The sequence below is a fragment of the Streptomyces sp. PCS3-D2 genome, assembly GCF_000612545.2.
In the GTDB taxonomy this organism is placed as follows: Bacteria; Actinomycetota; Actinomycetes; order Streptomycetales; family Streptomycetaceae; genus Streptomyces.
On the sequence record NZ_CP097800.1, the window covers coordinates 6,089,048 to 6,109,147 of the forward strand.

Annotated in this window: 19 protein-coding genes and 1 tRNA gene; 8 read left to right on the plus strand and 12 right to left on the minus strand. The window is 73.1% G+C overall.

Annotated features, from left to right (window positions below):
- Positions 1-62: 62 nt before the first annotated feature.
- Complete coding sequence (locus AW27_RS27225; RefSeq protein WP_172671377.1) at positions 63-1,376, minus strand: serine-threonine protein kinase; 1,314 nt, start codon at positions 1,374-1,376, stop codon at positions 63-65.
- 83 nt (positions 1,377-1,459) lie between these two features.
- A complete protein-coding gene (locus AW27_RS27230) occupies positions 1,460-2,740 on the minus strand; it encodes an exo-beta-N-acetylmuramidase NamZ family protein (protein WP_037925713.1) in 1,281 nt (426 codons plus the stop codon).
- Positions 2,741-2,835: 95 nt separating this feature from the next.
- Between AW27_RS27230 and AW27_RS27235 the strand changes: the two genes are divergently transcribed.
- The 3 genes from AW27_RS27235 to AW27_RS27245 all read left to right on the plus strand — a co-directional run bounded on the left by AW27_RS27235 (position 2,836) and on the right by AW27_RS27245 (position 6,076).
- Positions 2,836-3,600, plus strand: a complete 765-nt coding sequence (locus tag AW27_RS27235; RefSeq protein WP_037925714.1) for an SDR family NAD(P)-dependent oxidoreductase — start codon at positions 2,836-2,838, stop codon at positions 3,598-3,600.
- Complete coding sequence (locus AW27_RS27240; RefSeq protein WP_063890631.1) at positions 3,585-5,402, plus strand: AMP-binding protein; 1,818 nt, start codon at positions 3,585-3,587, stop codon at positions 5,400-5,402. Before AW27_RS27235 ends, AW27_RS27240 begins: the two co-directional genes overlap by 16 nt.
- A gap of 68 nt (positions 5,403-5,470) precedes the next feature.
- Positions 5,471-6,076, plus strand: a complete 606-nt coding sequence (locus tag AW27_RS27245) for a TetR/AcrR family transcriptional regulator (RefSeq protein WP_037925716.1) — start codon at positions 5,471-5,473, stop codon at positions 6,074-6,076.
- Here the strand turns inward: AW27_RS27245 and AW27_RS27250 are convergent.
- Positions 6,015-7,166 (minus strand): alkene reductase, encoded by a 1,152-nt coding sequence (locus AW27_RS27250; protein ID WP_037925718.1) that lies wholly within the window; start codon positions 7,164-7,166, stop codon positions 6,015-6,017. The two genes, AW27_RS27245 and AW27_RS27250, sit on opposite strands and share 62 nt — an antisense overlap.
- A gap of 53 nt (positions 7,167-7,219) precedes the next feature.
- Between AW27_RS27250 and AW27_RS27255 the strand changes: the two genes are divergently transcribed.
- Entirely contained in the window at positions 7,220-7,591 is a 372-nt protein-coding gene (locus AW27_RS27255) for a MerR family transcriptional regulator (protein ID WP_037925719.1), read from the plus strand.
- A 134-nt stretch (positions 7,592-7,725) separates the two neighbouring features.
- Here AW27_RS27255 and AW27_RS27260 read toward each other — a convergent pair whose 3' ends face one another.
- From AW27_RS27260 to AW27_RS27290, 7 genes are all read right to left on the minus strand, one after another.
- Entirely contained in the window at positions 7,726-8,940 is a 1,215-nt protein-coding gene (locus tag AW27_RS27260) for an acyl-CoA dehydrogenase family protein (RefSeq protein WP_037925721.1), read from the minus strand.
- Positions 8,941-8,950: 10 nt separating this feature from the next.
- The gene (locus AW27_RS27265; protein WP_037925723.1) at positions 8,951-10,000 is read right to left on the minus strand and encodes a phosphotransferase family protein; all 1,050 of its coding nucleotides are present in this window, start codon (positions 9,998-10,000) and stop codon (positions 8,951-8,953) included.
- A 141-nt stretch (positions 10,001-10,141) separates the two neighbouring features.
- Positions 10,142-11,053 (minus strand): MBL fold metallo-hydrolase, encoded by a 912-nt coding sequence (locus tag AW27_RS27270; protein ID WP_037925725.1) that lies wholly within the window; start codon positions 11,051-11,053, stop codon positions 10,142-10,144.
- 131 nt (positions 11,054-11,184) lie between these two features.
- On the minus strand, positions 11,185-11,481 hold the full coding sequence (locus AW27_RS27275; protein ID WP_037925727.1) for a hypothetical protein: 297 nt from the start codon (positions 11,479-11,481) through the stop codon (positions 11,185-11,187).
- An 83-nt stretch (positions 11,482-11,564) separates the two neighbouring features.
- Entirely contained in the window at positions 11,565-11,867 is a 303-nt protein-coding gene (locus AW27_RS27280) for a DUF202 domain-containing protein (protein WP_236647776.1), read from the minus strand.
- Positions 11,868-11,878: 11 nt separating this feature from the next.
- Entirely contained in the window at positions 11,879-12,277 is a 399-nt protein-coding gene (locus tag AW27_RS27285; RefSeq protein ID WP_030963723.1) for a YidH family protein, read from the minus strand.
- Between the two features lie 9 nt (positions 12,278-12,286).
- Positions 12,287-12,808, minus strand: coding sequence for an NUDIX domain-containing protein (locus AW27_RS27290; protein ID WP_037926448.1), 522 nt, complete (start codon positions 12,806-12,808; stop codon positions 12,287-12,289).
- A gap of 84 nt (positions 12,809-12,892) precedes the next feature.
- Here AW27_RS27290 and AW27_RS27295 point away from each other — a divergent pair, with 84 nt between their 5' ends.
- Entirely contained in the window at positions 12,893-14,548 is a 1,656-nt protein-coding gene (locus AW27_RS27295) for an FAD-binding dehydrogenase (protein ID WP_304949922.1), read from the plus strand.
- Between the two features lie 87 nt (positions 14,549-14,635).
- Here the strand turns inward: AW27_RS27295 and AW27_RS27300 are convergent, their stop codons facing one another.
- Entirely contained in the window at positions 14,636-15,061 is a 426-nt protein-coding gene (locus tag AW27_RS27300) for an ASCH domain-containing protein (protein WP_037925736.1), read from the minus strand.
- A 380-nt stretch (positions 15,062-15,441) separates the two neighbouring features.
- Between AW27_RS27300 and AW27_RS27305 the strand changes: the two genes are divergently transcribed.
- From AW27_RS27305 to AW27_RS27315, 3 genes are all read left to right on the plus strand, one after another.
- Complete coding sequence (locus AW27_RS27305) at positions 15,442-16,389, plus strand: hypothetical protein (protein WP_037925737.1); 948 nt, start codon at positions 15,442-15,444, stop codon at positions 16,387-16,389.
- A gap of 88 nt (positions 16,390-16,477) precedes the next feature.
- Positions 16,478-18,022 carry an APC family permease gene (locus tag AW27_RS27310; RefSeq protein WP_037925738.1) on the plus strand — a complete coding sequence of 515 codons (1,545 nt, stop codon included), beginning with the start codon at positions 16,478-16,480 and terminating at the stop codon, positions 18,020-18,022.
- Between the two features lie 209 nt (positions 18,023-18,231).
- Complete coding sequence (locus AW27_RS27315; protein ID WP_037925740.1) at positions 18,232-19,671, plus strand: amino acid permease; 1,440 nt, start codon at positions 18,232-18,234, stop codon at positions 19,669-19,671.
- 183 nt (positions 19,672-19,854) lie between these two features.
- On the opposite strand, the gene AW27_RS27320 is transcribed toward AW27_RS27315, so the two are convergent.
- Positions 19,855-19,939 (minus strand) — tRNA-Leu (locus AW27_RS27320).
- Between the last annotated feature and the right edge of the window lie 161 nt (positions 19,940-20,100).

The following is a 20,100-nucleotide window of genomic DNA, read 5'->3' on the forward strand; positions in this document are numbered from 1 at the left end:
CCCGGTCGGCGGTGGGCGCATGCGGGGGCGGACGAGGCGTGCGGGTGGCACATGGCCGGAACTCAGCGCCCCATGCGCCCCGCCGACACCACCACCCGGGCCAGTTCCTCGTGGCAGATGTCGCTGTGCGCCCCCGAGGGCGCGCCGCCGCGCCGAACCACGGAGCCCGCGTCCACGCTGACGCAACCGTCCGCGGGCAGCCCCTCGCGCAGGACGGTGGCGAGGCTCAGCCGGGGCGCTCCCGGCACCGCCCGGACCCCGTCGTGCCCGATCGCGCCCCACCGCTCGTCGAAACCGAGCAGACCGGCCGAATCGCCTGCCATCCGGGACGCCAGCGGATAGAAGACCCGGAGCGCCGAGTCGTGCGGGGAATGGCAGGCGACCACCGGCCCGTCGACCTTGCGGTGGAGGCCGCGCAGGGCTCCGCCGCGCCTTCTGTCGTGCGGCAGCCGATCGGCGAACGCGTAGTGGGAGAAGGCCCCCTGGAGCAGGGTCACGGACCTGACGTACCGGGCCCCGTCCGGCACCGCGCGCAGCGAGAAGGACACCACGCGAGCCCCGAAGCTGTGTCCGACCAGATGGAACCGCAGGGCCGGGCGGGCCGCGGCCAGTTCGGCCAGGACCGGGCCCAGCCCCCGCTCGCCGACCACACCGGCCCTCTTCTTCATCGTGTAGTAGGTGGCCTGTCGCAGCAGTTCCTTGGCGCCGCCCCACAGCCCGCGCAGGCCGCCGCCGATGGTCAGGCCCGGCCCGCCGGTGCCGGCGGCCGCGGCGCCGGCCCGGGCCAGGGCGTGCGAGAGGGCCCGGCAGACCTCCAGCACGTCGTCCGCGAAGATCGCCGGTACCGCAGGAGCCGTCACCGCGTGCACCCCGTCGAGGCCGGCCAGCTCCCTGACCAGCGCGCCGAACTCGATGAGCGCCACCGCCGATTCCGGCTGCTCCGCCAGCAGTTCCGCCAACCGGTCCAGCTCCGTGCGCCGTCCGGGCCAGAACTCCCCGAGCGCCTGCCGGGTGAGAGGGTCCAGCGCGCAGCCGTAGGTCGGCTCCGCGAGGGCGCCGGCCGCCTCGAAGTCGGGTATCGGCTCGTCGGAGAACCGCATCGAGGGCCACACGACACCCACGTACCCCAGCCGTACCCCCTGCCCCACCAGGGCGGGGAAGGGTGCGAAGAACCGGTCGTAGAGCCGGGTGGCCGTGGACCGGTCGCTGTTCCAGCCGTGCGCGAAGACCAGAACGTCCGTCGCCTCCATCCGGGACACCGTCCCCTGCGCGGCGCGGTCCACGTCACCCTCGGAGTCGAAGGTCAGCTCCGCGTACGGCCCCACTCCGATCCCGGTTCCCGCTCCGAAGCCGAATCCGCCACCGATGTCCGTCATGACGTCCCCCTTCACGCCGTGCCTCCGGTGCGGTCAGCATCCCGCTGCGGTGCCCGTCCGGCCAGCCCTCCGGCGCGGCCGGTTCAGGAGTAGAGCAGGTACTGCGCGCGCACCGCCTCGAAGCGGGCCAGCCCGGCCGTCCAGTCGCCCGCGACCTCCGCCACCCCGGCGCCCGCGTCCACCAGCCTGCGCACCCGGTCCGAGCCGGTCAGCCGGTCGATCCAGTGGTCCGCGCGCCAGCCGAAACCGCTCCACACCCGGCGAGCGGTCACCAGCAGCCCGATACCGGACCGTACCGGGTCGAAGGCCTCCCGGTCGTGCACGATCAGCCGGACCCCGCCGCACAGCTTCCCCGCGTGCTTGGAGAACGCCGGGGTGAAGTACGCCTCCCGGAACCACACGCCGGGTAGCCCCAGCCCGTTCGCCGCCTCCGCCCACCTCCGGTCGATGCCCTCCGCCCCCAGGACCTCGAAGGGCGTGGTCGTCCCTCGCCCCTCCGAGAGGTTCGTCCCCTCGAACAGGCAGGTGCCGGCGTACGCGAGGGCCGTGTCCGGTGTCGGCATGTTCGGGCTCGGCGGCACCCAGGGCAGTCCGGTCTCCCCGAAGAAGGATCCGCGCCGCCACCCGGACATCGCCACCGTCTTCAGCCGCACCGGTCCGGCGGGGGCCGGACCGGCGGCCAGGAACTCGCCGTTGAAGAGCCGGGCCAGCTCCGCCGCCGTCATCCCGTGGGCGAGGGCGATCGGCTCCCGGCCCACGAAGCTCGCGTACGGCCGCTCCAGCACCGGGCCCGCGGCCCGCAGGCCGCCCACCGGGTTCGGCCGGTCCAGGACCACCACCGTCCGGTCCGCGAGGGCGGCCGCCCGCATGCAGTCGTAGAGGGTCCAGATGTAGGTGTAGAAGCGGGCCCCGACGTCCTGGATGTCGAAGACGACGGTGTCGACCCCGGCCGCCGCGAACACGTCGGCGAGTTGCTGCCCGCTCTTGCCGTACGTGTCGTACACGGGCAGCCCGGTCGCCGGGTCCCGCGAGGCTCCCTCGGAGTTCCCGGCCTGCGCCGTCCCGCGGAAGCCGTGTTCGGGCCCGAACACCGCAACGAGGTCGACCCGGTCGTCCGCGTGCAGCACGTCCACCAGGTGGCGTGCGTCGGGGGTGATCCCGGTCGGGTTCGTGACCACCCCGACCTTCTGCCCGGCCAGGAGGGCGTACCCGCCTGCCGCGAGCCGCTCGAAGCCGGTGCGCACCCGTCCCGCCGCCCGCGGCGCGGCGGACCCGCCGGTCCCCGCCGTGCCCAGGGCGCCCGCAGCACCCGCCGATCCCACGGCTCCGGCCAGCCCCAGCACCCCGCGTCGCGACAGCGTCATCCGGCCACGCTAGGCACCGAGCCCCTTCCGCCTCGACATACCGACTGGTTAGTCTGCCCGGATCCGCAAACCCGCCGCATGAGAGGTGTGATCCCGTGAGCGCGTACCAGGACCAGCGAGTCGTCGTCACCGGCGCGGGCGGCGGCATCGGCGCCGCGCTCGCCCACCGCTTCGCGGCCGAAGGCGCCACGGTGGTCGTCAACGACCTCGACCCCGCCAAGGCCGCGGCCGTCGCGGGCGCCATCGGCGCCCGGGCGATCCCCGTGCCCGGCGACGCCTCGCAGGTCGCGGCCGAGGCCCGCGAAGCGCTCGGCGGGACGATCGACGTCTACTGCGCCAACGCCGGACTCGCCGCGGGCGGCGGCGCGGACGCCGACGATGCCGTCTGGGAAGCCGCCTGGAACGTCAACGTGATGGCCCACGTCCGCGCCGCCCGGCTGCTGCTGCCCGACTGGCTGGAGCGGGGGAGCGGCCGCTTCGTCTCCACCGTCTCGGCCGCGGGACTGCTCAGCATGATCGGAGCCGCCCCGTACAGTGTCACCAAGCACGGTGCGCTCGCCTTCGCGGAATGGCTCTCGCTGACCTACCGGCACCGCGGTGTCCAGGTCCATGCCGTCTGTCCGCAAGGAGTGCGCACCGACATGCTGACCGCCGCGGGCTCGGCGGGCGAACTCGTCCTCGCGCCGACCGCGATCGAGCCGGAAGCGGTCGCGGACGCGCTGTTCGACGGCATGGAGAAGGGCCGTTTCTTGATCCTCCCGCACCCCGAGGTCGCCGACCACCACGCTGCCCGCGCCACCGACCCGGACCGCTGGCTGAGCCGCATGAACCACCTCCAGCAGACATGGGAGACCAGGTGACCCCCGCCGCCGGCCCGACTCCGATCCCGCCCCCCGCCTCCGCCTCCCGGCCCTGGCGCGGACTGCTCTCCCCGGCCCAGCTGGCGCCCGTCGCACCACCGCCCACCGTCCTGCACGCCTTCCGGGAGGCCGTGGCCCGCGCTCCCGAACGCACCGCGCTCGCCTACTTCGACGGCCGGGTCGGCTACGCCGAGGCCGATGCGCTCTCCGACTCGATCGCGGGCCACCTCGCGGCGCGGGGCGTCCGCCGCGGTGACCGGGTCGCGGTCATGCTCCAGAACACCCCGCACTTCGTGCTCGCCGTCCTCGGCGCCTGGAAGGCCGGGGCGGTCGTGGTGCCCCTCAACCCCATGTACAAGGCCGGCGAGGTCGGCCACGCCCTGCACGACTCCGGGGCCGCCGCGCTGGTGTGCGACGACCGTGCCTGGACGGCGTACCTTCGCCGGGCGGTGCGGGGCAGCGCCGTGCGGTGCGTGCTGACCACCTCGGCCCGGGACTTCCAGACCAGGAACGACCCGCGCGTCTTCGGCCCCGCACCGGTCACCGGCACCGCCGCGACCCCGGGCCCCGACCGTCCGCTCCTGCCCGCACAAGCGGTCGCGCCGGACCCGGTGTCCGGCGGTGAGCTGCCCGCCGCTGCGGACACCGCGGATCCCCTCGCGGACGCCGCCGGTCCCGTCGCCGCGGACCTCGCCACCGTGGCCCGTGGCGGCCGGCCCGCTCCGCACGGCCCGGACCTCACCGCCGCGGACACCGCCCTCATCAGCTACACCTCCGGCACCAGCGGCACCCCCAAGGGCGCCATGAACCCGCACGGCGCCCTCACCTACAACGCCGTACGGCAGGTCACCTCCCACCCCATCGCCGAGGGAGCCGGCTACTTCGCCCTCGCACCCCTCTTCCACATCACCGGCATGGTCTGCGAGCTCGCCGCCTGCTTCGTCAACGCCGGCACCCTCGTCCTGGCCCACCGCTTCGACGCCGGCGCCGTCCTCGACGCCTTCCTGGAACACCGGCCCGCCTACACCGTCGGCCCGGCCACCGCCTTCATGGCCCTCGCCGCCCACCCCGCCGCCACCCCGGGCCACTTCGCCTCCTTCCAGGTGGTCTCCTCCGGTGGCGCGCCGCTCCCGCCCGCACTCGTCGAACGCCTCCGCGCCGCCTTCGGGTTCTACCTCCGCAACGGCTACGGCCTCACCGAGTGCACCGCCCCCTGCGCCAGCGTGCCCGTGCACCTCGAAGCGCCGGTCGATCCAGCCTCCGGGACCCTCTCCGTGGGCCTGCCCGGCACCGACACGCTCGTACGGATCCTCGGAGAGCACGGGGACGAGCTGCCCCTCGGCGAGACCGGAGAGATCGCCGTCCGCGGCCCCCAGGTCGTACCCGGCTACTGGGGCCTGCCCGCGGAATCCGCCGAGGCCTTCCCGGACGGCGAACTGCGCACCGGGGACGTCGGCTTCATGGACCCGGACGGCTGGCTCTACGTGGTCGACCGCAAGAACGACATGATCAACGCGTCCGGCTTCAAGGTCTGGCCCCGCGAGGTCGAGGACGTGCTCTACACCCACCCCGCCGTGCGCGAGGCCGCCGTGGTCGGCGTCCCCGACCCCTACCGCGGGGAGAGCGTCAAGGCCTACGTGAGCCTGCGCCCGGGGGCCTCGACCGAGCCCGACGAGCTGTCCGCGTACTGTGCCGCACGCATCGCCGCGTACAAATACCCGCGCCAGGTCGAGATCCTGCCTGTCCTTCCGAAGACGACCAGTGGCAAGATCCTGCGACGCGAACTGCGCGATCGCGGCTGAAAACAGTCGGACGGTCGTACAGCTGGTCGCAGCGACCAGGCAGGAACGAGAAAAGGAAGGTCAGCAGCATGGCGGCCAGGACCACGGAACCCGCAGGCACCCACGAAGCCCCGGTACCGCAGCGGCTGCTGGCCGTCGCCACCCGGCTGTTCGCCGAGCGCGGCTACGACCGCACCTCCGTCCAGGAGATCGTGGAGGCTGCCGGGGTCACCAAGGGCGCGCTCTACCACTACTTCGGGTCCAAGGACGACCTGCTGCACGAGGTGTACGCGCGGATGCTGCGCCTCCAGCAGCAGCGCCTCGACGCGGTGGCCTCGTCCGACGCCCCCGTCGAGGAAAGGCTGCGGGCCGCGGCAGCCGACGTCGTCGTCACCACCATCGAGAACCTCGACGACGCCATGATCTTCTTCCGGTCGATGCACCAGCTCAGCCCGGAGAAGTTCAAGCAGGTACGGGCGGAGCGCCGGCGCTACCACGAGCGCTTCCGGGCACTCATCGAGGAGGGTCAGCGGACCGGCGTGTTCTCCACCGCCACCCCCGCCGACCTGGTGGTGGACTACCACTTCGGCTCCGTGCACCACCTGTCCACCTGGTACCGGGCCGATGGTCCGCTCACACCGCAGCAGGTCGCCGACCACCTCGCGGACCTGCTGCTGAGGGCGCTGCGGCCCTGATCCCCGAGGCGTCCAGCGCGGGATAGTCGGTGTACCCTTCGGCGCCCTGGACGTACATGAAGAACTCCGGCCGGAGCGCGTTGAGCGGAGCACCCCCGCGCAGCCGTTCCACGAGGTCGGGGTTGGCGAGGAAGCCCCGGCCCAGCGCGATCAGGTCGGCGCCCGCGGCCAGCAGCCGCTCGCCCCTGCGCATTCCGGCGTCGGTCGCCACCTCCTCGCGGGTCAGTGCCGGGTTGGCGATCAGCGTGCCCGGCCAGGCGCGGCGGATCCCGCCGAAGAGGGGAGCGGCCGGGTCGGCGTACACCTGGTGCAGATAGACCGGGCCGAGCTGCGCCAGTGCCTCGACCAGCGCCGGGTAGAGAGCCTCGGTGTCGCCCTCCTCGATGCCGTTGACGCCGAGTCCCGGCGAGATGCGGACGCCGACCCGGTCCGCCCCGACGGCCCCGATCACCGCCCGCACCACCTCGACGGTGAAGCGGATGCGGCCTTCGGCGGACCCGCCCCACCGGTCGGTGCGCCGGTTGGTGTTCCGTGCGAGGAACTGGTGGAGCAGGTGGCCGTTGGCGGAGTGCACCTCCACCCCGGCGAACCCGGCGTCGACGGCGTTGCGCGCCGCCTTCGCGAAGTCGGCCACGGTGGCCCTGATGTCCTCGTCCGTCATCTCCCGGGGCGTCAGCGCGTCCTGGAGCCCGCCGGGGGTGTGCAGCTGCTCGGGGAAGCGTACGGCCGACGGGGCCAGCGGGACGTGCCCGCTGGTGTCCGGGTGGCCGACCCGGCCGCCGTGCTGGAGCTGGAGGAACATCCGCCCGCCTGCCGTGTGCACCGCGCCGGTGACCCGGCGCCAGCCGGCGATCTGCGCCGGGGTGTGGATGCCGGGGATGTGCGGATAGGTCTGGCCGACGGCGTTCGGTGCGGCGGCCTCGGCGATGATCAGGCCGGCCGAGGCGCGCTGCGCGTAGTACGTGGCCATGAGGGCGCCGGGGACCCCGTCGGCGCCGGCGCGATTGCGCGTCAGCGGGGCCATCACGAGGCGGTTGGGGAGCTCCAGCCCGCCGAGTCGGGCGGGGGCGAAAAGTGTCTTCTGCGTCATGCCGGGTACCGTAAAACCTGACACTGGTGTCAGGTTCAAGGCCTGGGGGGACCGTGCGGATCGGAGAACTGGCGGCGCGCACCGGCGTGGGCGAGCGCTCGCTGCGCTACTACGAGGCACAGGGCCTGCTGGCCGCCGACCGCACGCCCGGCGGGCACCGGGACTTCCCCGAGCGGGCGGTGGACCGGGTCATCCGCATCCAGGAGCTCTACGCGGCCGGCCTCAACAGCACGAAGATCGGGCAGATCCTCCCCTGCATGCGGGACGAGGACGGCGGCCCGTCGGTGCGTGCGACCCCTGCGCTGGTGGCCGAGCTCGCTGCCGAACGGGAGCGGATCGACCGGATGATCGGCGAGCTGATCCGCTCCCGCGACGTGCTGGACGAGGTGATCTCCGCGGCGGCGGGCCGCGTCACGGCCCGCTGAGGCCGGTGCGCGGGCCGCGGCGCGGGCCGGTGCGCACGCCGCGCCCGGCCCGGCCACGATCCGGCCGGCCCGGGGCCCGGGCGGGTGGCGGGCCGGCGCGTGGAGGCCCTGCTGCGCCCGGGGCCGGCCCGAGGCTAGAGGTACCGCTTCAGTTCGCGGCGGGCCAGGGAGCGCTGGTGCACCTCGTCCGGACCGTCGGCCAGGCGCAGGGTGCGGGCCGCGGCCCACAGCTCGGCCAGGGGGAAGTCCTGGCTCACCCCGCCCGCGCCGTGCAGCTGCACCGCGTCGTCCAGGATCCGTACCACCGCCCGCGGGGTCGCGATCTTGATGGCCTGGATCTCGGTGTGGGCGCCCCGGTTCCCGACCGTGTCCATCAGCCAGGCCGTCTTGAGCACCAGCAGCCGCAACTGCTCCACCGCGACCCGCGCGTCGGCGATCCAGTTCTGCACGACGCCCTGCGCGGCCAGCGGCTTGCCGAAGGCCGTCCGCTCCACCGCCCGCCGGCACATCAGCTCGATGGCCCGCTCCGCCATCCCGATCAGCCGCATGCAGTGGTGGATGCGTCCCGGGCCGAGCCGCGCCTGGGCGATGGCGAAGCCGCCGCCCTCCTCCCCGATCAGGTTCGCCGCGGGGATCCGTACCCCGTCGAACACCACTTCGGCGTGGCCGCCGTGGTCGTGGTCCTCGTACCCGTACACCGTCATGGCCCGCCGCACTTCGACCCCCGGGGTGTCCCGGGGGACCAGGACCATCGACTGCTGACGGCGCGGATCGGCGCCGTCCGGGTCGGTCTTGCCCATCACGATGAAGATCTTGCAGTCCGGGTTCATGGCGCCGGAGATGAACCACTTGCGGCCCGTGACCACATACGCGTCACCGTCCCGTTCGATCCGGGTCTCGATGTTCGTCGCGTCCGAGGAGGCCACCTCGGGCTCCGTCATCGCGAAGGCGGAGCGGATCGCGCCTTCCAGCAGGGGCTCCAGCCACTGCTTCTTCTGCTCCTCGCTCCCGAACTGCGCCAGCAGCTCCATGTTCCCGGTGTCGGGGGCCGCGCAGTTGGTCGCAGTGGGCGCCAGGTGCGGGCTGCGGCCGGTGATCTCCGCCAGCGGTGCGTACTGGAGGTTGGTCAGCCCCGCACCGTACTCCGGGTCCGGGAGGAAGAGATTCCACAGGCCCTGGCGGCGCGCCTCGGCCTTCAGCTCACCGAGGACGGCCGGGGTGTCCCAGGGCGAGGCCAACCGTGCGCGCTGCTCGGCGGCGACGGCTTCCGCCGGGTGGACGTACTCCTCCATGAACGCGAGCAGCCGCTCGCGGAGTTCCTCGGTCCGGTCGTCGAATGCGAAATCCATGCGGGGTGCCTCAGCCTTCCTGCAGTTCCTGGAGGGTGGTCAGTCCGTGCTCGATGAAGACCGGAACCAGCTCGCCGATCCGGTCGAAGCCCGCGCCGACGGTCTGCCCGAGCGTGTAGCGGTAGTGGATGCCCTCGAGGATCACCGCGAGCTTGAACCAGGCGAAGGCCGTGTACCAGGCGATGGCCCCGGTGTCCCGCCCGGAGCGCGCGGCGTACCGCTCGACCAGTTCCGCGGGAGCCGGGTGGCCGGGGGCTCCGCTCGTCGTGCTGACGGGGGATCCGGCCAGTCCCAGATCGGAGCTGTACATCACCAGCAGCCCGAGGTCGGTCAGCGGATCGCCGAGCGTGGACATCTCCCAGTCCAGCACCGCCCGGATCGTGTCGGTGCCGGACGGGGTCCCGTCGATCAGCACGTTGTCCAGGCGGTAGTCCCCGTGCACCACGGTCGGGGCGGGGGAGCCGGGCAGCCTGCGGCCCAGCGCGCCGTGCAGCTCGTCGATCCCGGCGAGCTCACGCCCCCGCGAGGCCGCGAGCTGCTTGCCCCAGCGGCGCAGCTGCCGGTCGAGGAAACCCTCCGGCCGGCCGAAGTCGCCCAGGCCCACCGCCTCCGGATCCACCGCGTGCAGGTCGACCAGCGTGTCCACCAGTCCGAGCACCGCCCGCCGGGTCCGCTCCGGGCCGATGGCGGCGAGTTCGCCGGCCGTGCGGTACGGCACCCCGTCCACGTACTCCATGACGTAGAACGGCGCCCCGAGCACCTCCTCGTCCTCGCACAGCAGCACCGGCTCCGGGACCGGCACGGCCGTTCCGTGCAGCGCCGCGATGACCCGGTGCTCGCGGCGCATGTCGTGGGCGGTGGCCAGCACATGGCCGAGCGGCGGCCGGCGCACCACCCAGCGGCCGGTCCCGTCGGTGATCTCGTACGTGAGATTCGACCGGCCTCCCTCGATCAGCCGGCCGCGCAGCGCAGCGGCCGCGAGTCCCGGTCGGACCCGGTCGAGATGGCCGCGCAGCCGCTCCAGATCCAGGCCTGGCGGGTCGGCCGGGGCTGAGGTCATGTGCGCACCTCCGTGCGGAGAGTCGGTGGGGACGTGCGGTGGTGCGTCGGCGCACCATCGCAGGCAATCATGCCGACCAGTCGGTATGCCGTCCAGTGGGCGGGCCGGAGGATCGACTCCGGCCCGCCGGACTCGCCGGACTCACGCGTGGCACAGGATCGGCGTACCGCCGTTCATCACCGTCATGTCCGCGAGCACCGCCGGTATGTCCAGCGGCGCACCCTCCGGCTCCCCGGCCAGCTCCGCGTAGGCCCGGTGCACGTTGGCCACCAGCCGCTCGCTCTCCCGCCAGGCCGCGAACTCGCCGAGGTCGGCCTGCCGGGCCACCTCCAGCGGGGTCAGCCCCCCGGCCCGCCCCTCCCGGGAGACTTCGGCCACGTACCGCAGGTAGCGCTCGGTGGAGTCGTAGGACGACGGGTCCGTCAGCGGTCCGTGGCCCGGTACGACGGTCTCCGCGTCCAGTGACCGCAGCAGCTCCAGGGCCCGCAGGGAGCCGGCGAGCGAGCCCATCGCAAGGAACGGCGTGCCCCCGGCGAAGACCAGGTCCCCGGTGAAGACCACCCGGTGCTCGGGCACCCACACGACCGAGTCCCCGGTGGTGTGCGCGACCCCCGGGTGGACGACCCGCACCTCGGTCGAGCCCACGTGCACGGTCGCCCGGTCGCTGTAGGTCAGGTCGGGGGCGGTGATGTCTATCGCCCCGAAGTCCGTCGCCGGCCAGATCATCTCCAGCTGGTGGCCCGCGGCGAGCTGCTCGGCCCGAGCGGCGTCGTGCCCGAGGATCAGCGCCCCGGGGGTGAAGACGCAGTTGCCGTAGGTGTGGTCGCCGTGGTGGTGGGTGTTCACCACCGTCCGGGGGAGCGGCACCCCGGCCGCCGCGATCGCGTCACGCAGCGCCAGTGCGCGCCGCTCGGTGGCGGCGGTGTCGATGAGCAGGGTCCGGCCGCCGTCGCTGACGAAGCCGGCGTTGTTCAGGCACCATCCTCCGTCGGGCTGCACGTAGGCGTACACCCCCGGTGCGGGCTGGACGAGGTACGGGTCGTCGACGGGCATCTGCGCTCTCCCCGGGTCGCTTTGACGGACGGTCGGCATCCTGTCAGTCGTCGCCGCACGGGGGGAGGGCGGGTGCCGCCACCGGTCACCCCTGGTGGGCCGGGGGAGCGGGCCGGTGACGGCCTCGCAGATCAGTGGTCGTCGTAGTGCCCGTCGTGTGCGGCGTGGCGGTGTCCGTCGTGCAGGTAGTCGACGTGGTCGCCGTGCTGGACCGTGTCGTGCCCGCAGCCCGTGCCGTGGGTGTGGGCGTGGCCCTCGTGCGCGGTGTGCCCGGTCGGCTCGCACTCGTCCCAGTGCCCCGAGTGCTCCCGGTGCAGGTGGCCGTCGTGCGCGTAGTCGACGTGGTCGCCGTGCGGGACCGCCCGGTGGCCGCAGTCCGCGCCGTGGGCGTGCTGGTGCGTGGGGTGTTCGTGGTGGAGGGTCGTCATGGCGCCGAGACTAGTGCGAATGGTCGGCTGTCACCTGTTGTGTCCCGCTTGATCGGGGGAAGTGTGATGATGGGGCCGACGGCTCAGAGGATGACCGCCACCGCGAACGCCGCCAGCGCCACCGTGCACGCCACCACGGACAGCGCCGACCCGGGGTCCAGCACCCGCGGCCGGCCGGTGGCCAAGGCCCGGATCCTGCGGTGCGCCACCCACAGGAACGCCAGCCAGACCAACACGATCAACGCGGCCCCGGCCAGTTCCGACGGCGACCCCGGCCCGCGCAGCGCCTGCCGCAGGGCCAGCACCGCCACCACCGAGGACGCCAGCGTCGTACGCCGCCACGCCAGCCGGGTCCGCTCGGGCTGGAGCCCGGCGTCGCGATCCACCCCCGGGACGCTCACCGCCCGGACGTCCAGCCCAGCAGCACGACCACCACCATCGCCACCGCGACCAGCCCCACGCCCAGGCTCAGCACCACCGGGAACCGCGACAGCGGCAGGTCCTCGTGCCGCCGCATCGCCCGCTCGCAGCGCACCCAGTGGTTCACCGCCCGCAGCGCGCAGGCCGCGCCGACCGCGAGGAGCGCGAAGGCCATGCCCACGCGCACCCCCCAGCGCAGGTCGGGCAGGAACTGGTCGACGGCGAAACCGCCGCCGACCAGCGCCAGGGCGGTCCGGATCCAGGCGAGGAACGTGCGCTCGTTGGCCAGCGAGAAGCGGTAGTCGGGGGTGTCGCCCTCATCCTTCAGCCGCGACGGTGCGAACCACAGGCGTACGTCCTTGACGAAGTCGATCACCGGATCAATCTACTGGCGGGAGCCGCGATACGCCCGCAGCCGCCGGTAGGCCTCCAACCCGTCCGGCACCCAGGGCCACTGCCCGCTCCCGATCCGCCGGTCCAGCTCCTCCCGCGTCAGGAAGGAGTGCCAGGCCACCTCCGAGCCCTGCGGGGCCACCGGCAGCTCGCACCGCACCTCGTGCACGGACGACCACCAAGCCCCGCCCGGGCCCTCGTACAGGAACCTGAACAGCGGTTCCGGCTGTGCCAGCCCCCGCACCCCGAGCTCCTCCTCGGCCTCCCGCAGCGCGGCCTCGGCGTAGCTCTCGCCGGCGCCCACCACCCCGCCCACGAACATGTCGTAGTGCGAGGGGAAGACGAGCTTCGAAGCGGTCCGCCGGTGCACGAAGATCCGCTCCTCCGCGTCCCTGGCCAGCACGAACACACAGCGGTGGATCAGGCCGCGGGCGTACACCTCGCCCCGCGGGGCCTGCCCGAGGACCCGGTCGTCCCGGTCCACCACGTCCAGTACTTCATCAGCGGCACTCACGGGCCCATCCAACCACCGCTGTTGACTGGTTACCGCTCCGTAGCAAAGGATCTGCCCCACCATCGACGGAGGACGGGTGTCCGCATGACGTACGACGCAGACGTGATCGTGATCGGAGCCGGGCTCGCGGGCCTGGTGGCCACCGCCGAGCTCGTCGACGCGGGCCGCAAGGTGGTCCTGCTCGACCAGGAGCCGGAACAGTCCATCGGGGGCCAGGCGCACTGGTCCTTCGGCGGGATGTTCCTCGTGGACTCGCCCGAGCAGCGCCGGATGCGGATCAGGGACAGTCGGGACCTCGCCCTCCAGGACTGGCTCGGCACCGCCGGGTTCGACCGCGAGGAGGACGCCTGGCCGCGCCGCTGGGCCGGGGCCTACGTCGACTTCGCGGCCGGGGAGAAGCGCCGCTGGCTGCACGCGCGGGGAGTCCGCTTCTTCCCCGTCGTCGGCTGGGCCGAGCGCGGCGGCTACGACGCGGACGGCCACGGCAACTCCGTCCCGCGCTTCCACATCACCTGGGGCACCGGGCCCGGGCTGGTGGAGCCGTTCGAGCGGCGGGTCCGGGAGGGTGTGGCCCGCGGCCTGGTCCGGCTGGCGTTCCGCCACCGGGTGACCGGTCTGGCCGCCACCGCCGGCGCCCTGGACACCGTGACCGGGGAGATCCTCGAACCCTCCGACGCCGCGCGAGGCACCGCCAGCAGCCGCGAGGCCGCCGGAACCTTCTCCCTGCGGGCCCAGGCCGTGATCGTCACCAGCGGCGGCATCGGCGGCAACCACGACCTCGTGCGCGCGCAGTGGCCTGCCCGGCTCGGCACTCCGCCCGCACGGATGCTCTCCGGCGTACCCGCGCACGTCGACGGCCTCATGCTGGGGATCGCGGAGGCGGCGGGCGCCAGCCACATCAACAAGGACCGGATGTGGCACTACACCGAGGGCATCCGGAACTGGGACCCGATCTGGGCCCGGCACGGGATCCGCATCCTCCCCGGCCCGTCCCCGCTCTGGCTGGACGCCACGGGCAGACGGCTGCCCGTACCGCTCTTCCCGGGCTTCGACACCCTCGGCACGCTCGACCACATCATGCGGACGGGCCACGACCACACCTGGTTCGTGCTCAACGAGCGCATCATCGGGAAGGAGTTCGCCCTCTCCGGCTCCGAGCAGAACCCCGACCTCACCGGCCGGTCGGTGCGCGGCGTCATCACCCGCGCGCGCCAGGCCGTACCCGGCCCGGTCAGGGCCTTCATGGAGCACGGCGCCGACTTCGTCGTCGAACGCGACCTGTCCGCCCTGGTGCGCGGCATGAACGCGGTCACCGGGGAGGACCTCCTCGACGAGGCCGCCGTGCGGCGCGCGATCACGGCCCGCGACCGGGAGGTCGCCAACCCCTTCACCAAGGATCTCCAGGTGACGGCGATCCGCGGGGCCCGCCGGTACCTCGGCGACAAGCTGATCCGCACCGCCGCCCCGCACCGGATCCTCGACCCGAAGGCCGGCCCGCTGATCGCGGTACGGCTCTCCATCCTGACCCGCAAGTCCCTGGGCGGCCTGGAGACCGACCTCTCCTCGCGGGTCCTGACCGGGACGGGCGAGCCGCTCCCCGGCCTCTACGCCGCGGGCGAGGCGGCCGGCTTCGGCGGCGGCGGGGTGCACGGCTACCGGGCCCTGGAGGGCACCTTCCTCGGCGGGTGCGTCTTCTCGGGCCGTGCCGCGGGCCGGGCCGCGGCACGGGCGGTGGGCTGAGGCCGGCTCCCGCGCGGGAGGGCTGCCGAGGCCGACTCCCACCGCCGTGCTCGGCAGCCGCGCCAGACAGCTCGTGTGCCGGGAGCGTCAGGGCAGCCGTTCGGCGACCCGGAACCGTTCCGCGACCACGAGGGTGTCGTCGTCGACCGTGAACCCCGGGTCGCCGATCACCGTGCGCACCGGCTCGCTGTGCCAGAACTCCTCGTGCGCCGTACGCCATTCGGCCACCGACGTGTACCCCTCTCCCTCGTCGAGAGCGTGCCCCATCCCCACGTCGGCGAGCCGCAGCACCTCCACGGCCGTCACCTCCACCACCGCCACCCCGCGCCCGCCGGAGTCGACCAGCAGCGACCGCGCGCCGGGCCGCGGTAGCGGCTCCCGTTCCGCCTCGTACTCCGCCAGCAGGCCGGTGGTGCTGGTCTTCGCCCCGCTCAGCACGGCCGCGACCAACTGGTCGCGCAACGGGCCGGGGAACCCGAGCAGGTACGGGGGAAGATCGTCATATGCCGTCATACGGCCACCCTAGGGTGCCTCCCGTCGCCGGCCGGAACGAATATCGTCGGCCCAACTGGCACGATCGCCACAGCAGTTGAAACCCGCCACGCACTGGACCGGACCTTGACTCGGAGCTGCGCGTAACGGTTTGCTGTGCGTGATCACCGGAGTGCTCAACGGAGTTCCGACGAAATTCCGCCCGCGCGCCGGAGACTCCGAGCAACGCCACCGCAGTCCTCCGCAGTCCTCCGCAGTCCTCCGGAGCCCCACGGGGCTCCACCGGCACGACCCCCCGACCTCACCGGTCGGCCGCCCCGACCGTGCGTGCCCCTTGCGCGCGGGGGAGGCCCCGCCGCCCCGACCCCCGTCCGCCCGCGTCCTGGAGGGAAATCCCGCGGATGTCCCCGCCTCCGCCGCCCCTCGGCCGCACCCGCAAGCGGGACGCCCAGCTCTTCGACCCGGCCCTCTGCGATGCCGAACTCATCGACGTGCGTTCCCAGTTCACTCAGGGGCGGTGGGCCAGGGTCCGTTCCCTCCTCGTCGGCACCGGCGACGACTGGGACCGCAGGGGCCACCGCGTCGTCGTCCTCGCCCAGACCCCGGCGGCCACCGCATGGGCCCGCGAGTGGCTGCTCGCCGAACCGGACAGCGCCGACGCCGCCACCCTCCTCGCCTGCGCCGCCGTCTTCACCGCCCTGCGCCACAAGGGCACCCCGGCCGAGGCCGAGGAAGCCTGCCGCCGTGCCGCCGTGCTGCTTCCCGACGACCCCACCCCCTGGCTCGGGCTGCTCCTGCTCTCCCGGACCTTCGGCAGCGAGGAGGAGTTCAGCCGCCACTTCGACCAGGTCCGGGCCCGTCACCCCGAGCACCACCACGCCCACCACCTGATGGTGGCGAAGCTGGCCGAACGCACCCTCGCGCCCGGCCAGGATCCGCTCCACGAGGTCTACGACTTCGCCGCCTGGGCCGCCGAGGAGTCCCCGGCGGACTCCCCGCTGGCCGTGCTCCCCGTCGTCGCGCACGCCGAGCGCTACCGGGTGCTCGCCGCCGGCCGCGGCCACACGGCCGAATCGGCCGCCGCACACTGGGAGGGCCGCCGCGCCCGCCAGGTGCTGCGCTCGGCCTTCGACTGGTGGCTGGAGTGGGAGCGCGACGACCACCCCCGCAACCGGGTCGACCTCAACTTCCTCGCCCACGCCAAACTCTGCGAAGGCCGCCCGGCCGAGGCCGCCGCGCTCTTCCACCGCATCGGCAGCCATGCCACCCGAGCCCCCTGGTCCTATCCCGACCGCGACCCCCACAAGGCCTTCCTCGCAGCGCGCAACGTGGCGCTCGGCACCGCCTGACCCGTCACGGTCCCCCGCGGCCCCGGCCCGGCCGTCCGCCTCCCCCCACCCGCCCCCGAAAGAACCGCGCCCCCGAAAGGACGCCGCCATGCCGACGGGCAGATCCACCACGCTCCAGGAACCGGCCGAGATACGCACGTACAAGGGCCAGGACCGCGCACTGCGCGCCGACCGCCTCGGCACGGCCGGCCTGCTGCTCTCCGTACTCGCCGCGAGTGCCCCCCTGATGGTCGTCGCGGGTGTCATGCCCACGACTTTCGGGCTGATGGGCGTGGTCGGCCAGCCCCTGCTCTTCGTGATCCTGGGCCTCGTCCTTGCGCTGTTCAGCGTCGGCTACGCCGAGATGAGCCGCCACGTCCACAACGCCGGCGCCTTCTACGCCTACATCGCCCGCGGCCTGGGCCCCACCGCCGGTGCCGCCGCCTCGCTCGTCGCCCTCGTCGCGTACAGCGCCATGCAGGTCGGCGTCTACGGCATCCTCGGCTTCGAGATCTCCGGCCTCTTCGCGACCTACCTGGACATCGAGCTCGCGTGGTGGATCCCGGCCCTGCTCGCGGTCGCCGTCACCGGCGCCCTCGGCTGGCTCAAGATCGACCTCAATGCCAAGGTCCTCGGCGTCCTCCTCCTGATCGAGTGCGCCCTCGTCGTCATCTTCGACGCCGCCGCCCTCGCCGAGCCGGGGCCCGAAGGCCTCTCGCTCCACGCGTTCAATCCCGAGACCCTCAGCGGGCCCGGCCTCGGCACCGCCCTGTGCTTCTGCATCGCCGCCTTCGTCGGGTTCGAGCAGTCCCCGGTGTACGCCGAGGAGACCAGCCGGCCGCACATCGTCGTCTCCCGCGTGATGTTCCTCGCGGTCGGCTTCGTCGCCCTCTTCTTCGCCTTCAGCGCCTGGGCCCTCACCGTCGCCACCGGCCCCCGCGAGGTCGTCGGGACCGCGGCCGAAGCCGGCCCCGGCCTGCTCTTCCAGCTCACCGAGGCGCGGCTCGGCACCGCCTTCACCGACGTCCTGCACGTCCTCTTCGTGACCGGCATGTTCGCCGCCATGCTCAGCTTCCACAACGTCGTCGCCCGCTACGCCTTCGCCATGGGCCGCGAGGGCCTCCTCCCCGCAGCCTTCGGCCGTACCAACGCGGGCACCGGTGCGCCCGCCACCGGCTCGCTCCTGCAGACCGGCATCGCGACCCTGGTCGTCCTCGCCTTCGCGGTCACCGACGACCTCCCGGCCGGCGACCCCACCGCACCCGTCCTGCACCTGTTCACCTGGATGGGCAGTGTCGGGGCCCTCGGTGTGACGCTCCTCATGGCCGCCGCCTCCGTCGCCGTGATCGCCTTCTTCGTCCGCCGCGGCACCGCGGGCGCCCAGGTCTGGCGGCTCGTCGCGGCCGCCGGCGCCGGCCTCGCCCTGCTCGCCATCGCCGTCTACACCGTCAAGGACTTCGGCGTCCTGGTCGGCGCCGAGGAGGGCTCGGCGCTCAGCTGGGTCCTGCCGGGCATCATCGGGGCCGCCGTCGTGGTCGGCCTGCTGTACGGAGTCCTCCTGCGCCGCAGCCGCCCCGAGGTCCACGCCCGGATCGGCCTCGGCAACGAAGCCTTCCGCCTCGACCAGGCGGCTGAGGGCACACCCGGCGACTGACCTCTTTTTCCAGCCTCTATGAAGCCCCTGGCGCCCGTTTCCAAGGTCGTCGGGGGCTTCCGCATGCAGGGGGTGATTTTGGTGGCGGGCCCGGCCTCGTGGTCTCCTATGGCGATCAAATCACCCGGAAGCCACCACAGGGGACACCACCCAGCTCCCCTGCGAGGCCGTCCGGGCTGCCTGTCCCACCCACGAAGGCGACGTCATACATGACCGACCGCACCATGACCGAGGCACCCGCCCCGGCGTCCTCCCGCCATGTCGACGCCGGTGACGAGGGGTACAGCAAGGACCTCAAGTCCCGCCACATCAACATGATCGCGATCGGCGGAGCGATAGGCACCGGCCTGTTCCTCGGCGCCGGCGGCCGCCTCGCCGGTGCCGGCCCCTCCCTCGCGATCGCTTACGCGGTGTGCGGCGTCTTCGCCTTCTTCGTGGTCCGCGCCCTCGGCGAGCTCGTCCTCTACCGGCCCTCCTCGGGCGCCTTCGTCTCCTACGCCCGTGAGTTCATGGGCGAGAAGGGCGCCTACACCGCCGGCTGGCTGTACTTCCTGAACTGGTCCACCACCACCGTGGCCGACATCACAGCCGCCGCCGTGTTCGCCCACTACTGGTCCGCGTTCACCGACGTCCCCCAGTGGGTCCTCGCGTTCATCGCGCTCGCCATCGTCCTCACCGCCAACCTGATCTCGGTGAAGTACTTCGGCGAGATGGAGTTCTGGTTCTCCATCGTCAAGGTCAGCGCCCTGGTGATCTTCATGCTGGTGGCCATCTACCTGGTCGCCACCAGCCACCCGATCGACGGCCACACCCCCGGCCTCACGACGATCACCGACAGCGGGGGCCTCTTCCCCTCCGGCGTGCTGCCGATGCTCCTAGTGGTCCAGGGCGTCGTCTTCGCGTACGCCTCCGTCGAGCTGTGCGGCGTCGCCGCGGGCGAGACCGAGAACCCGGAGAAGATCATGCCGAAGGCGATCAACTCCATCATGTGGCGCGTCGGCGTCTTCTACGTCGGCTCGGTCGTGCTGCTGGCCCTGCTGCTCCCGTACACCGCCTACTCCGCCGACCAGTCCCCGTTCGTCACCGTCTTCGACAAGCTCGGCATCCCGGGCACCGCCGGCATCATGAACCTGGTCGTCCTCACCGCGGCCCTCTCCTCGCTGAACTCGGGCCTGTACTCGACCGGCCGCATCCTGCGCTCGATGGCCCTGTCCGGCTCGGCCCCGAAGTTCACCGGCGTCATGAACAAGGGCAAGGTCCCCTACGGGGGTGTCCTGTTCACCGCCGCCTTCGGCGTCGCGGGCGTCGGCCTGAACTACTGGATGCCCGGCGAGGCCTTCGAAATCGTCCTCAACCTCGCCTCCATCGGCATCCTGGGCACCTGGGGCATGGTCATGCTCTGTTCGCTCTTCTTCTGGCGCCGCTCGCAGAACGGTCTGGTCTCCCGCCCGTCGTACCGCCTGCCCTGGGCCCCCTACACCCAGGTCGTGACCCTGCTCTTCCTCGCCACGGTCCTGGTGCTGATGTGGAGCGACGGCGGCGTCGGCCGCACCACGGTCATGCTCGTCCCGGCCATCGCTGCTGCTCTGGTGGGCGGCTGGTTCCTGGTCCGCGGCCGAGTGGCCGCACTGGCCGCCGGCCGGGACTGACCTCTCCTGAGGCGCCCGGGGCCCTCGTGCCGGCCACCGCCGGTACGGGGGCCCGTTGCGCTCCGCACGCCCCCGGGCGGCGGCCGGCCGGGGGCGGCGCCACCGGACCGGGCCCGTCCGGCGCGGGGTCCAGGACGCACGAGAGGCCGGCCGGGATTTCTCCCGACCGGCCTCTCGCTGTTGTGTCCGAGGGGGGACTTGAACCCCCACGCCCGATAAAGGGCACTAGCACCTCAAGCTAGCGCGTCTGCCATTCCGCCACCCGGACCGGGTGTGTGCCGTCCGCCTTCACGGGGCGTTGCGACGAGCGAAACACTACCAAACATTCCGGGCCCGCCGCCGCGCACCCGGTGCGGCCGTCGGCCGTGCCCGTGAACGAAGAAGGACCCCGCTGAAGCGGGGTCCTTCCGTCGGTGTCCGAGGGGCGGC